Source organism: Paenibacillus nanchangensis (assembly GCF_046543445.1).
GTDB lineage: Bacteria > Bacillota > Bacilli > Paenibacillales > Paenibacillaceae > Paenibacillus_AQ > Paenibacillus_AQ nanchangensis.
On the sequence record NZ_JBHOFD010000034.1, the window covers coordinates 1 to 12568 of the forward strand.

A 12568-nucleotide genomic window follows, 5' to 3' on the forward strand; every position below is an offset into this window, starting at 1 on the left:
ACTGGCGACAGTCTTTAGGTGTTCCACCTCCTTGTGATTTTCATGCTGGCGGTAAAAACATCTGAACGACTTCCCACTCACGGTCTGTTATCTCGTATCTTCGTCTAATAGCTCATATTTCACCAGATGGTTTCCTTAATTTACAGTTTGCTTCCCCCCCTAGTTCTGCTTATAAACAACACAAGCTCTTGCCTCGTTAGCGGAGGCAAGAGCTTGGTTCATGTTAAAAGGCCGGTTCGCCTATGGACCGCCGCTGCCGCAAAAGTTGCGTATTTCAGCGATCCTTCTGTCTGCTTAGGTCAGCCTATCTGCTTAGATCAGCTAGTCTCTTAGATCAGCCAGTCTGCTTAGATCAGCTAGTCTGCTTAGATCAGCTAGTCTGCTTAGATCAGCTAGCCTGCTTAGGCCAGCCAGCCTGCTTAGATCAGCCAGTCTGCTTAGATCAGCTAGTGTGCTTAGATCAGCTAGTCTGCTCAGGCCAGCCAGTCTGTTGGCCAACTTGTCTGCTAATCCACCTGTTTGCTAATCCACCTGTTTGTCTGATCCACCTGTTTGCCGTTCAGGCAGTCATCCTCTTACTTCCAGGATCATCACACCGTAAGGAGCCAGCTCCGTTTCAACTCCGAGGTCTGTTCCTGTAAGCAGGTCATAAGCAGCTTTCTTTAGCCGAAGGTGCGCCGGCTTCTCCGCATAATTTAACAAAAATATAAAACTCCGGTCCCCTACAGCACGTATCCCCAGCTCTACCTCGGCCGGAAGTTCAAGCCAATCCTGCACTGGAGATTTCAGTCCGGCTTCATTAATTAGCGCATCCACAACAGGTTCGCTGTAAGCGGCCCCGTAATACCAGACCTGTCCGCTGCCTACGTTACGTCTTGTTAGCGCCGGTTCTCCTGCGTAATATTCGGTGCTGTATCTGGCGATCACTTCCGTGTCCGCATGTTCGATTTTCAGCACCTCATTAAAGCCCACGGTTTGGGTTCCGCCTGATGTTTGGCCAACACCATTCTCCCATTCCAGCTCTGCCGGACGAATCGTCCCCTTGATCAGCGTAAAATCTTCGACCGTGATTCCGCACAGCTCCGCAGCCGGTCCCGGGAATGGACGCATATAGCAGTGCCCGTTCGGATTTTTATAGCCTGTACGGGCGCCAAAAAACAGCTTGCCGCCCTGCTCCACGTACGCCCGCAGCAGCCCGGCAGTCTCATCTGTCATAATCGCCGGGTGCGGATAGACGATTAGCTTATATTTTGCTAAATCCTCCAGGGTAGTCGAAGATCGCAGCGTGATCACATCAACCGGAATGTGGCGGTACTGAAGCTGTTTGAACCAGGCTCGTCTGCTCTGCCATTGCAGCGGCCCATGCCAGGTGTCCAATTCCCCGTCCCAGGTATTATCATAGTCCTGCATGATGGCTACGTCGGCAGCGTAGGTAGTGCCTGCGATAATGGAGCCCATTTGTTCAAACTCCCGGCCGACCTGTGCCACCTCCTTCACCCGGCGGTTCGGACGGTTATGGTAATCGTTAATCCCGTGCCAATAGATTTCCGTACCGAATGTTGCCGTACGCCAGCGGAAATAAACCAGCAGATCTGTTCCGTGCAAAACCGACTGATAAGACCACAAACGGATTTGGCCTGGTTTCGGCGTACCCATTCCAATCCGGTCCACCCAGCCGCCGGGGCCCGACTGCTGCTCCATCACGCAAAAGTTCGGCGAAATGGAACGGACATTGGATAAGTTCATGCTCCAGGCACGGTCCCTGAGCGGGTGTTCCTCTTCATCGGCAGATAACGTTGAGAACTGCGGATAGGAATCATAGGAAAAGAAATCCAGTACGCTGTCCGTCAACTCATGACTGTCAAGATGACCAAACGTTCCGTTGGTCGTAATCCAATGACGGGGAGCCAGCTCCCGGATGATATCTGCCTGCAGTTTGGCAAAAGCAATCGTGTTGGCGGAGATGAACCGTTTTTCGTCCAATGCCAGATGCGGATTCGGCGATTGATTTACCATAGGCCGGGTGAGATACACCTGTTCCCAGCTGGTGTACGTCTGGTTCCAAAACACCGTGCCCCATGCCTGGTTCAAATTCTCTAGCGTTCCGTACTTTCCTTTCAGCCATTCCCGGAATGCAGCATGATCAGCTTCGGCATAAAACACATTGATTTCACAGTTAAGCTCGTTATCCATCTGCCAGCCAATCACCGCGGGATGGTCTTTATAAGCTTCGGCCATATTCCGCACGATTCGCGCGCTCAGCTCCCTGTATTTCGGGCTGCTGTAATTGTAGTGGCGCCGCATGCCGTGCCGGTATAAGACCCCTTCCACGCTGGCATTCAGCACTTCGGGATACTTATGCGTCAACCAGGCGGGCGGCGTCGCCGTCGGCGTGCCCAAAATCACCTGAATGCCAAAGCTGTGCGCAAGATCCATCACACGTCTAAAAAAGGTAAAATCAAATCGCCCTTCTTCCGGTTCAAAAATAGACCATGCAAATTCGGCCATCCGGACCACCGAAATATTCATTTCCCGCATCCGCCGAAAATCGTCGGCCCACAGCTCCTCCTGCCAATGCTCCGGATAGTAGCACACGCCCAGCCGCAGCTGGTCGGTTTGTATGGATTTTGTCATTACATCTGCCTCCTGCCCGATAATCTCACCTTCATTGTAGAAGACTGACGGGCGGATTCGAATCCCAAAATCATGCGAATTGTTTTAAAATCTTGTCTTTTCGTTTTGGTAAGAGATCTTTACAGCGGAGATTATCAAGATATAATGTATTAAAATCTTGCTGATCTATGAGGTGCCGCATGAGGGAACACATCTTTTTTCCCAAGCCGCTGTTTCAAAGACATGTCTGCTTTCCTGATTTTATTGGAGGGTACAGCCATTACCCGGAACACACCGTAAACCGGGAATACCGGACCAAGGAAAACGACCTGGACCGCAATTATAATCTGCATCTCGTTTTGGGCGGGAAAGGCTTTTTGTACACGGAGGGTAAAACCTATGAATTAACGCGGGGACAGGGCTTTATATACGGCCCCGGTCTGAGGCAGACGTACCGTTCGGATTCGGCAGATCCCTGGGATGTCCGGTGGATTCATTTTTTTGGTGTACATCTGGAGGAATTATTAAACAGCAGAGGACTGGATGAACCTTGGCTGTTCAGCGTGTCCGACCTCCCCTCCCTGGAGCGTTTGATGGAACGCCTGCTGCAGTTAGGGAGGTCTTATCAAGTGGATGATGAATGTCAGGCCGCCGCGGTATTATATGAATTTTTGACCCGGCTGCAGACTACAGCGGACCAGCTCAATGTGCCGGTCAGTCAAGCCGCCGATAAAATTCGTGCAGCCGCCAACTACATTCGTTCCCACAGCAGCGAGCCGTTCACGCTGAAACAGGCAGCCGCCCTTGCCGGTTATTCTCCGCATTACTTCAGCCGGAAATTCAGTCATACGTTCGGGATGTCTTTCCCGGATTTCCTGGCAGAGTCAAGGCTGCTAAATGCCAAACAGCTCCTGATCGCAACCAACCTGTCCATCAAACAAATCGCCGCCGATACAGGTTTCGCGCAGAGCAGCTATTTTGTAACCTGCTTTCGGCGGCAGGAAGGGATGTCACCCGGTCAATTCCGGAGTCTTCATAAAGTCTAAGCCTCAGCTGCCGAACTGGCCGGGTAGGCTGATTAAATTAATACACCTTGGTTTGCTCGTCGATTTGTTCAATGCGGAGCAGCTCAAACACCGGTTCATACCCTTCGCCCTGCGGACTGCATGCATAGATACCCGCCTGGGCCGTACCAGCGGCATCCTCAAGATGCGCCATCCGGATCAGATTCCACACGTCTCCATCCAGGGAGTATTCTACATAAAAAGTGCTTTTTTGCTTTGTGATCCGGTGATAAAGAGAATGCTCCTCCTCCGTATACGCTTGGATCGACCAGTCGGAATAACCGCGGTTCGTCACAACCGCGCCCAGCTTGCTGCTGGCGTCCGGGATATACTCCACGGAGCTTTTGACCCAGGTGCTGCTGGAATAGCGGATCATCACTCCCGCCTGGTCATAACGGTTCGCCGGCTGGGAACGGACTTTGGCCGTGACCCGGAAATCCCCCGATACGTCCATGTATAATAAGTGTCCGTTATCCGGCTGAAATCCGTAGTGCGTATTTTGCCAAAAATCCGTGTTACGCGCCGTAATTACGGCCAGTCCTGCAGGCGAAGCATTCAACCTCCAATCTTGCGGCGGACAAAACCACTTCAGCCGCTGGTTCATGTTCTCACCTACAAATTGTTCATCCAGCAAAATTTGCTCTGCCACTGTAAAACTCCTTCCGTCTATATCCTGTCAGTCTATTTAAAGGGATACCCCCTTCCATTATAACCCGCCAACAGCCTCCAGGGGGAATGGCATGTCCTCACTCTTAACCGCCGCCAGCTTACAACATCAGCCGCCTTGGATATTATGTTAAACACCAGTTCTGCGCATATAACGCCGGCTAAAGAGGTAAACGCCGAGTGTAAAATAACCCGAGGACAACAAAACAAGAACAATAAATTCCGGCAGGATTCCAGTGAAACCGGCATTCCCGAGCAAAATTTTATTCATGGCGCTAACCGCATCCAGAGTGGGCACAAAGGTAAGCAGCTCTATTTCTTTCCCCATTACCGAAAATAAGCGGACCGGCGGAATTTTAAAGAAGATCCCAGCCAGAAACATCATCGGGGTTACGACAACATTGCCGATTATAAAGGCTTCAAGGGAGGTTTTGCAGAACGCCGCGATGATAAGACCGATCCCAATCGCCGAGAACGTCGCTACGAGACTGACTAGATACGCCAGAAGATAGGAGCCGGAGGAGGAAAAACCAAGCAAGACAGCAGAAGCAAAAACTAGCGGCAGCATAATCGCCGCAAGCACCAGTTGTGACAGGCAGATCCCCGTGCAGTACTCAAACGCGCTGACTTTTGACCGTACTATGCGCTGAATGGTGCGGTTCTCCACTTCCTTAGTGATTGCCATGGAACTGAGAATCAGCAGAAAAAACACCGAAAAAATCATAAGTCCCGGGGCCATATTCTCAAATTCGGATTTCACCTTGGCTTCGCTTGTTTCATCATATTGAATTTGAACTGGGCTTCCATGGATTCCGTGAGCCCAGACGAAATTGTGGATATAGTTCTCAACAAAACTGCTGATAAAATTGTAGGTTAGCTTCGATGGATTCCCCATGATCGAAACCGCAGCGGGGCTTGTACCCGCATCCTTTTGCAGCGATTCACTGAAGCCGGGCGGGATATACAGATGCGCTTCATAGATGCCCTTACGAACCTGTTCTTTCAGCTGTTCATGATTATAATCGACGGCTGCGACTTTAAACAGCTTGTTCCCGTTCGGGTAACGGCTGCTCTCCATCTCACGGACCAATCCTTGGCCGAGCATGCCTGAATCATCATTGGAAATGGCCAGAGTATATGTATAGAATCCTTGACCAAAGGCCAGTCCAAAAATAAGGATAAACACAATCGGAGACAAAACAGTCAAAGCCGTGGCTTTGTAATCGCGAAACTGCTCCACCAGGCCTTTCCGGAAAACCGCCCGCCATCTCATTCTCTCAAGCTCCTTCCTGTCAGCTTGATGAACACGTCCTCCAGTGTGCTTTGTCTTAGACTAAACGTTACCGGATTCCCATACAAGGAAGACAGCTTGCGCAGCAGACCCGGGACGGCTTCGGTTAATCGGCTGCCTCTGATGGTTACGCGGTTCGCTTCATAACGGATTGTATAAACAGCCGAGTTCAGCTCGGGGAACGGCTTAACCGGTTCCGGGAACAGGACCTCAAGTGTTTCTTCAGGCGCGAAGCTGCGGCGCAGTTCGTCCGGCGTATCACACACTAGAACTTTTCCTTTATCCATAACAGCAACTCTTGAGGACATTCTTTCGGCTTCATCCATGTTATGCGTAGTCAGCAGCACCGTTGCGGTACCGGATAAGGATTGGATGAACTCTCTGACGAGTACCCGGCTCTGCGGATCCAGCCCTGCCTCCGGTTCGTCCAAAATCACCAATTCAGGATCATGCATCACCGACATGATAAGATGAAGACGCCGCTGCATGCCGCCGGATAAGTTTTTTGCAAGCACTTTGCGTTTATCCGATAATCCTACCTGTTCCAGCAACATGGCTGCGCGTTTTTTAATGACACCCGGGTTCATCCGGTACAAATTGCCTGCAAAATAAAGTTGTTCTTCACAGGTTAACAGTGGCCACAGCTGGATTTCCTGTGTACAAACTCCGATTCGGCCGCTGCCGTTGGACTCCGGCTGTATATACTCGCCGTTAATCGCGATGGTTCCCCTGTCCGCTTCCATCATGCCTGAAATTAACTGGATGGTTGTGGTTTTTCCCGCTCCATTCGGGCCGAGCAGACTGAAGATTTCTCCTTGATGAACGGAGAACGATAACCCGTCCAATACCTTGGTACTGCCAAAGCTTTTATCCAGCTCTGTGATTTCGAGCGCCGCTCTGCTCAACCTGGTCACTCCCAGTTTCATTTTCATTCGGACTCTTCGCCAAACAGAGTATAAGCGAGCTTAGGGTGATAAGCAGTTACATTTCTCCCATTTAATGATAAAAAGACCGCATGTCCCTTACCCTCGATGGTTGGGGAGCTCTGCGGCCTTCTGAAAACTATATTCTTCCTCTCCTATGTATGGATCACCGCAGGGCATAAACAAATCAAAGTCAAACCGCCGGGAATTTATCTTAAATTAAAGATAAAGGTTCTGAAAAATAGTTATAATTTAATTCTTCCCTAGGGGTTTGTCTTCCGCTTCTGTTTATTAATCATTTACTAACTATAATATAGTTATTTTCTTTGGATAAGTCAACACTTTTAATCATAACAGAAGCTTCGCGAACCGCCCGTTCCTCCTGCTCCTCCTACTCCTCCTGATTCTCCTGATTCTCCTGATTTTCCTGGTCCTCCCGTTCCTCCTGCTCCTTCCGATCCCGTCACCGCCGTCCTCCTCCAGCCAGTCCATCCATCAGCACACAAGCGAGTAATCGATTCGCTGGAGATGGTTTACATTCCTGAACTCTGCGCTTATAATCACTTACATATTGTAAACTTTACATACTGTAAACCTTTATGAATAAGGAGTCCGTGATCATGAAAGTACGTCTGTCTAACCCGAAATTCGCCCTGCACATCCTGATGCTTAACATGTTTATCGCTCTGCTGGGCCAAGGGATGGTTATCCCGATTCTGCCTGATTATTTAAAAGAGTTCGGCGCCGCCGGTACGGCCGCCGGTTACCTGGTAGCCGCTTTTGGCGCGGCCCAGTTCCTGTTTTCGCCGATCGGCGGTCAGCTGTCCGATAAGCTGGGCCGCAAAAAACTGATTTTTGCCGGCCTGATCCTGACCTTTCTGTCCGATTTACTGTTCGCTGTCGCTTCGTCGCTGTCCCTGCTTTATGCCGCGCGATTTATCGGCGGGATCGGCCTTGGACTAATGGTTCCGGCCAATCTGGCTTATGTCGCTGACCGGACAACACCCGAAACACGTGCAGCCGGTATGGGCTATTTCAGCGCGTCGATGAATCTCGGCATGGTACTCGGACCGGGAATCGGCGGGCTTATTGCAGAGTATGGAATCCGAGTCCCTTATTATTTTGCCGCGTGTTTGAGTTTGGCTGCTGCAGCCCTTACCCTGCTGCTCCCCGAGAGCAAGCAAACTTCCAGACAAGCTGCGGCTCCTCAAGTAAGTCGTCCCGCACCCAAAACACCGCTCTGGAAACAAGTGACCGAATCGTTCCGGACGCCTTATTTCCGCTACTTGGTCCTCATATTGGTTATGACCTTCGGCCTCGTTAATTACGAGACTGTCTATGCCCTTTTTGCGGAACAAAAGTATGCGCTTGGCGCCCGGGAAATTTCAATCATCATTACGATTGGCGCTGTCGTCGGTATGGTTATGCAGGTAGGTCTGCTCGCCCGGGTGGTTCACCGGTTCGGCGAACAAAAAGTCATCCGGACTTCGCTTGTAATGTCGGCCGCCGCCCTGCTGCTGATGCTGGTTCCGGTAAACTGGGTATTTTTGCTGGGCGTGTCCGCATTGTTTTTTGCGTTTAACGCCATGCTGCGCCCAACCGTCAGCACGCTGATCTCCAATGCGGCAGGTGACCGTCAGGGTTATGCTTCCGGTTTGAATACGACCTATACGAGTCTTGGCAACGTCATCGGCCCTGTATTTGCAGGTTATTTATTTGACATCCACCTGAATTTGCCCTATATTTTGGGTGCTTTTATTCTAGTGGCGTCTCTTGTCCTAACCTTACAACTTCCGGCAAACGGAGAGAAACGGATGACAAAATCATGACTCATACCAATACATGGCATCAGCGGCAGCGGAGCAAACACCGGGAAGACCTGCTTGCTGCAGCCAAAGACGTGCTGGTCCGCCGTGGCATGCTGAATGTCAAAATAACCGAATTATGCGCGGCTGCTGGTGTCAGCCGGGTCACCTTTTACAAGAACTTTCAGTCTATGGATGAACTGATTCTCGAACTGCAGATTGATATACTGGAGCGGATGACCGCCCAGGTTGGAGCCGCAGATGGGAAGGAACGCAGCGGGCGGGAACGGCTGAAGGACATGCTTGAAGCCTGGGTTGATTATGCCGGCAGGCAGCCTGACGATATGAAGTTTATTTTGCTGTTTGATGTGCACTTTGATGCAGCCGCCTCCGATTCCGCGCTTCACTCCCGGTACAGTGAATTTGTGCGCACCAAAATTGAACGGAATTTCCTCGTCGACCCGCTCGAAGCCGGGATTGCGGACGGATCGCTGGCTCCCGGACTGGAACCGCTGGAAACCAGCCGGTTTATTTTTACGGCGATGATGGCCGTACTTCAAAAACGCAGTCTCCGCCCAGTCGCCACTACTCCGAATCTAGCGTCGGACACACAGATGGGGGAACGTTTTGTGAAAATGATTCTGGAATTCGTAAGCCCGGGCGTTTAAACAATCCAGTTATGCCGAGTGAGTACTGGTAAACTTTACTGCCAAGGGCAGGCTGCTTGTGCTTCTTTATTGAATTTCAGACGCAGAAAGAGGGATGTATTGCAATGAACCGATCCACGGCTGAGCCGCATGCCCCACAGTCAAAAGATACCTTGATTGGGTTTCTGTCGCTTAGTTTCCTTTCGGCTACGATTCTGTTCGTGCTGGTATGGTCTGAGGTGTTGACGCTGCAGCAGCTGTTCAGCTTCCGCCAGCCGGCTCAACTGCTCGGATACACTTTGGCTGGTTCCGTAGGTTTGCTGCTGCTTGGCATCCTGTTCGCTTTTCTCGTTCCCGACCGGCAGATCGACGAAGGAAACAAGGCATATACCAAAATGACGGTTCCCTATATTATTGGCTTTATGATGCTCGCAGGGATATTTGAGGAAATGCTCTTCCGGGGGATCGTTCAAAATGTGCTGCTAAAGTTCACCGGCTCTGAATGGGCGGCCATTATTTTAGCTTCCGTTCTGTTCATCGTCTTCCATGTCCAGTATTTCAAAAAACCGCTGATGCTGGCAACTATAACCATCCCGGGCCTTCTATTTGGCTGGATTTATTTTGCCGCGGACAATCTGCTCGTCCCGATTATCGTTCATGTGGTCATGAATATCGGAATTACGCTGCTCTACAAATACAATCTGCTTAAAAGCCTGCGCTGACGGCCATCGATCGATCGATCGTTCGTTCTCAGGCAGTTTTGCGCCAAACCAAAAAGCCGATCTCATTGACGAGTGAATGATGGACATTTCTCGCAAGGGTCCGGCTTTTTCGTTTGAATTGTCCACATGTTCCCGACATCAAGTCAACTGCATAGTAGTAACACAGGTGTTGTCGCCTTCGTTGGTGGTGATCTTCGCCGTACTGCTTTTGCCATCATGCTTGATCGTGACTTCATAAGTCCCGTTGCGGGGCAGCCACAGATCAATAAATCCGTTATCGTAGGACTGCATGGTATCTTCAACCACGGTCTGGCCGTCTTCGTCCGTAACCGTCACTTCAAACGGCTGATTCCCCAGTTCACCCTGACAGCCGGTCAAGCTGTGGATTGCGCAAGGATGCGTCTGCTCGATATATGGCGCAATGGATACAAAAAACTCGTCTTTGGGCAAATCAATCACCGACTCTTTGCGGTCCTGTGAGACCACCGTCAGCTGATGCGAAGAAATCGACGCCGACTCCGCCTGGAGCGTGCGGGCGCTGTAGCCTCTCACCATCTGCTTGATCTCCTGCTTGGACAATTCCGTAGATTCCTTATTGCCGGCAAGACTCCAGATACCAAGTCCCCCTGCCAAAATCACCGCCGCCGCGGCTGCGGTCCATCCCATTTTTTTATTCAATGCCGCTCCCTGCCTTTCACCGAAACTCGATTCTCGTTAAGGACAGATCACTGTTAAGGACTTGTCCTTCAAGTGCCGTATTCTATTATAGAGGATAACAAAGGGCCAAAGCATACGGCACTTGAAGGATTTTGTGACAGAACGGGCTGAAGTGCACAGCCGAGCTAACAGGCATCATTTGGCGGACTGCAGCCCCCGTCAACGTCTACCGCGCTACGATTTAGTTTCCGATAAATTTGGCTTTCCCTGAAAAAACCGGCAGCAGGCGCAGATCGCCTTTATACTGTTCAATCAGCGTTTGGCTGCCCTTTTCCCTGGCTGCTGCATATTCTTCGGCAGTGAGCGGAATAGCCCACAAAAGGTTGATTCGTTCGCCGCGAATGGGCTGCAGCTCGGGAGACGGCAGGCCCGGTATTACATTAGCATTAACGAACAAAAGTGCTTCAAACCCGGGAATCAGGTCGCACGGCAGCGTGTGTCCATGCCCAAGCCAAGTCAGCTGGCCCCAGGGCAGCCCGGCCTGGCCCGACAAATAACTGAGCATAGACATCCAGTCTCCCGGTGCCTGCTCTTTTTTGGCGAACGCCAGTTCAATCCGGCGGAATAGCGGCGCTTCCTCCTGATGCTGCTCCTCCACTCCCGGCTGCGGGATCAAACCTACTCCAATTGTGAAGGCATACTGCACATCTCCCGACCGGGCGGTAATCAACGCTTTTGGCGGCCACTCTCCCCCATCAATGGCAAAATACTTCTCATGCGGGACGCCTAGATAGGATTCCAAGGCTTGCAGCTGCCCCTGCTGGACCTCCGGCCAAGTGTTCTCGTCAAACGATGCCCAAAAACGGCGGCTGGCCTCCGTCCTTGCCGCCAGCACCGGCTCAGCTTCACGAAGCGGCCAGGCGAACGGACCTTCTTTGGCACAGTAACGGGAATAACCATAGAAACCTTCGCCCGACCAGCCGGGAATCACTGCCAGCAGGCTGCCGTCCTGCACCAGCGCAGCCGCATCCCCTTCTTCGAACCAGACGATTTCGAGCGACTCTTCGCTTGGCGGTGCAACGCCTTCAGGATGGGTGCAAAATTCGGCGGGCATCATCGGCGCACGCCCTTCTTCCATTGCCTGCATGTCAAGTTCAGCCGGCGCTTTACGGGTATTGCATACCCAGCAGCTGCGGACGGAAGCGTATTCGCTTCCCGGGTGAATCCACAGGTAGAAATAGACGTTGTCTTCCGCGGCTTCGGCAAACGCTTGAATGTTGCTTACAGGCGACCAGCTTTGCACCAGGATCTCATTTTCGTTACTCAAGCTTACCGCCTCCATATCGTAAGATTTAATAAGGGCTGCGATGAATGGACCACAGCGGAACGCGATTATCTTACCATCTGGAGCACGATAGTCAACCAACCGGAAGCTTATTGGCCGTTTGCGCAAAAGAGTAACAAAGTTATAGATTTCACCTGGATTTTAGGAAAAAGGCCCCGTGTACATATTCCAGCCTCACTTTTAAACGATAGCTGCAGGCTGACGCAGCACCTGCGTCTTCAGACTGTTCACCTACGCTTTCAGACAAGTATGCTTCCCGCCTGCTCAAACTTCCCTGCTAACCGCCTTCCAGCCGTGTGCGCGAAGCTTCTCCACATACGCCTCCAACCCCAGATACTGCACTTCTATCGCCAGCGGGGCAAGCGAAACCCAACATTCCTCCGAAGCGTAATTTAGCGTGACTTTTACCACTTCATACCCGTTATGAAAAGCAGGGTCAAACCCCGGATCGTCAATGACGTCACCCGCCACCGGCCGAATCGTAGACCGGTATGTTTTTTGCATCCCTTCCCCCGACGGGAGCACAAGCACCAAATGAATGTTCATCACTACCTCCTAATAACAGTTATCCGCTGTATTTGCCCCGGCTGATTGCTTTGCCATAACGTCCGTCCGCCAGAGAGACGGCGATGTATTCGGATGTATCCGTGTCTTTTACAGCATATAACACGGTACCTTCCGGCAGCTTGTTGGAGAACCCGTCCGAATATACGCCTTCTTGATCCGAATATAACGTGACCTCACCAATTTTGTCAGAAATGGCGTCCTGCGGCACTTCCTCGTCAACGATTTCGTAAGCTTTCCCGTCCCAAACGACAAAATTCATTGCCCAGTC

The 12568-nt window shown here is 51.3% G+C and carries 12 protein-coding genes; 4 read left to right on the forward strand and 8 right to left on the reverse strand.

The annotated features are described in order from the left end of the window. Positions 1–567 precede the first annotated feature (567 nt). Positions 568–2634, reverse strand: a complete 2067-nt coding sequence (locus tag ACE6ED_RS23010) for a beta-galactosidase (protein WP_410829768.1) — start codon at positions 2632–2634, stop codon at positions 568–570. Positions 2635–2813: 179 nt separating this feature from the next. On the opposite strand from ACE6ED_RS23010, the gene ACE6ED_RS23015 reads away from it, so the two are divergent. Further along, on the forward strand, positions 2814–3659 hold the full coding sequence (locus ACE6ED_RS23015) for a helix-turn-helix transcriptional regulator (protein WP_410829769.1): 846 nt from the start codon (positions 2814–2816) through the stop codon (positions 3657–3659). 37 nt (positions 3660–3696) lie between these two features. Here ACE6ED_RS23015 and ACE6ED_RS23020 read toward each other — a convergent pair whose 3' ends face one another. The 3 genes from ACE6ED_RS23020 to ACE6ED_RS23030 form a co-directional block, all read right to left on the reverse strand. Next, positions 3697–4326 (reverse strand): DUF1349 domain-containing protein, encoded by a 630-nt coding sequence (locus tag ACE6ED_RS23020; RefSeq protein WP_410829770.1) that lies wholly within the window; start codon positions 4324–4326, stop codon positions 3697–3699. Between the two features lie 147 nt (positions 4327–4473). Then, on the reverse strand, positions 4474–5616 hold the full coding sequence (locus ACE6ED_RS23025) for an ABC transporter permease (RefSeq protein ID WP_410829771.1): 1143 nt from the start codon (positions 5614–5616) through the stop codon (positions 4474–4476). Then, the gene (locus ACE6ED_RS23030; RefSeq protein WP_410829772.1) at positions 5613–6539 is read right to left on the reverse strand and encodes an ABC transporter ATP-binding protein; all 927 of its coding nucleotides are present in this window, start codon (positions 6537–6539) and stop codon (positions 5613–5615) included. Before ACE6ED_RS23030 ends, ACE6ED_RS23025 begins: the two co-directional genes overlap by 4 nt. A 638-nt stretch (positions 6540–7177) precedes the next feature. On the opposite strand from ACE6ED_RS23030, the gene ACE6ED_RS23035 reads away from it, so the two are divergent. The 3 genes from ACE6ED_RS23035 (at position 7178) to ACE6ED_RS23045 (ending at position 9731) form a co-directional block, all read left to right on the forward strand. After that, complete coding sequence (locus tag ACE6ED_RS23035) at positions 7178–8386, forward strand: MFS transporter (protein WP_410829773.1); 1209 nt, start codon at positions 7178–7180, stop codon at positions 8384–8386. After that, positions 8383–9030, forward strand: coding sequence for a TetR/AcrR family transcriptional regulator (locus tag ACE6ED_RS23040; protein WP_410829774.1), 648 nt, complete (start codon positions 8383–8385; stop codon positions 9028–9030). Before ACE6ED_RS23035 ends, ACE6ED_RS23040 begins: the two co-directional genes overlap by 4 nt. A 104-nt stretch (positions 9031–9134) precedes the next feature. Next, the gene (locus ACE6ED_RS23045) at positions 9135–9731 is read left to right on the forward strand and encodes a CPBP family intramembrane glutamic endopeptidase (protein WP_410829775.1); all 597 of its coding nucleotides are present in this window, start codon (positions 9135–9137) and stop codon (positions 9729–9731) included. 138 nt (positions 9732–9869) lie between these two features. On the opposite strand, the gene ACE6ED_RS23050 is transcribed toward ACE6ED_RS23045, so the two are convergent. The 4 genes from ACE6ED_RS23050 to ACE6ED_RS23065 form a co-directional block, all read right to left on the reverse strand. Continuing rightward, positions 9870–10397, reverse strand: a complete 528-nt coding sequence (locus ACE6ED_RS23050) for a CueP family metal-binding protein (protein WP_410829840.1) — start codon at positions 10395–10397, stop codon at positions 9870–9872. Positions 10398–10629: 232 nt separating this feature from the next. Beyond that, the gene (locus ACE6ED_RS23055; protein WP_410829776.1) at positions 10630–11715 is read right to left on the reverse strand and encodes a suppressor of fused domain protein; all 1086 of its coding nucleotides are present in this window, start codon (positions 11713–11715) and stop codon (positions 10630–10632) included. Positions 11716–11997: 282 nt separating this feature from the next. Next, positions 11998–12279: a hypothetical protein gene (locus ACE6ED_RS23060; RefSeq protein ID WP_410829777.1), complete on the reverse strand. Its 282-nt coding sequence runs from the start codon at positions 12277–12279 to the stop codon at positions 11998–12000. A 19-nt stretch (positions 12280–12298) separates the two neighbouring features. Further along, positions 12299–12559: a hypothetical protein gene (locus ACE6ED_RS23065; protein ID WP_410829778.1), complete on the reverse strand. Its 261-nt coding sequence runs from the start codon at positions 12557–12559 to the stop codon at positions 12299–12301. Between the last annotated feature and the right edge of the window lie 9 nt (positions 12560–12568).

Excerpts from the sequence above, each read along its gene's own strand:
- ACE6ED_RS23010 (WP_410829768.1), bottom strand. The coding sequence starts at position 2,634 with ATGACAAAATCCATACAAACCGACCAGCTGCGGCTGGGCGTGTGCTAC.
- ACE6ED_RS23015 (WP_410829769.1), top strand. The coding sequence starts at position 2,814 with ATGAGGGAACACATCTTTTTTCCCAAGCCGCTGTTTCAAAGACATGTC.
- ACE6ED_RS23025 (WP_410829771.1), bottom strand. The coding sequence starts at position 5,616 with ATGAGATGGCGGGCGGTTTTCCGGAAAGGCCTGGTGGAGCAGTTTCGC.
- ACE6ED_RS23035 (WP_410829773.1), top strand. The coding sequence starts at position 7,178 with ATGAAAGTACGTCTGTCTAACCCGAAATTCGCCCTGCACATCCTGATG.
- ACE6ED_RS23040 (WP_410829774.1), top strand. The coding sequence starts at position 8,383 with ATGACTCATACCAATACATGGCATCAGCGGCAGCGGAGCAAACACCGG.
- ACE6ED_RS23045 (WP_410829775.1), top strand. The coding sequence starts at position 9,135 with ATGAACCGATCCACGGCTGAGCCGCATGCCCCACAGTCAAAAGATACC.
- ACE6ED_RS23050 (WP_410829840.1), bottom strand. The coding sequence starts at position 10,397 with ATGGGATGGACCGCAGCCGCGGCGGCGGTGATTTTGGCAGGGGGACTT.
- ACE6ED_RS23060 (WP_410829777.1), bottom strand. The coding sequence starts at position 12,279 with ATGAACATTCATTTGGTGCTTGTGCTCCCGTCGGGGGAAGGGATGCAA.
- ACE6ED_RS23065 (WP_410829778.1), bottom strand. The coding sequence starts at position 12,559 with ATGAATTTTGTCGTTTGGGACGGGAAAGCTTACGAAATCGTTGACGAG.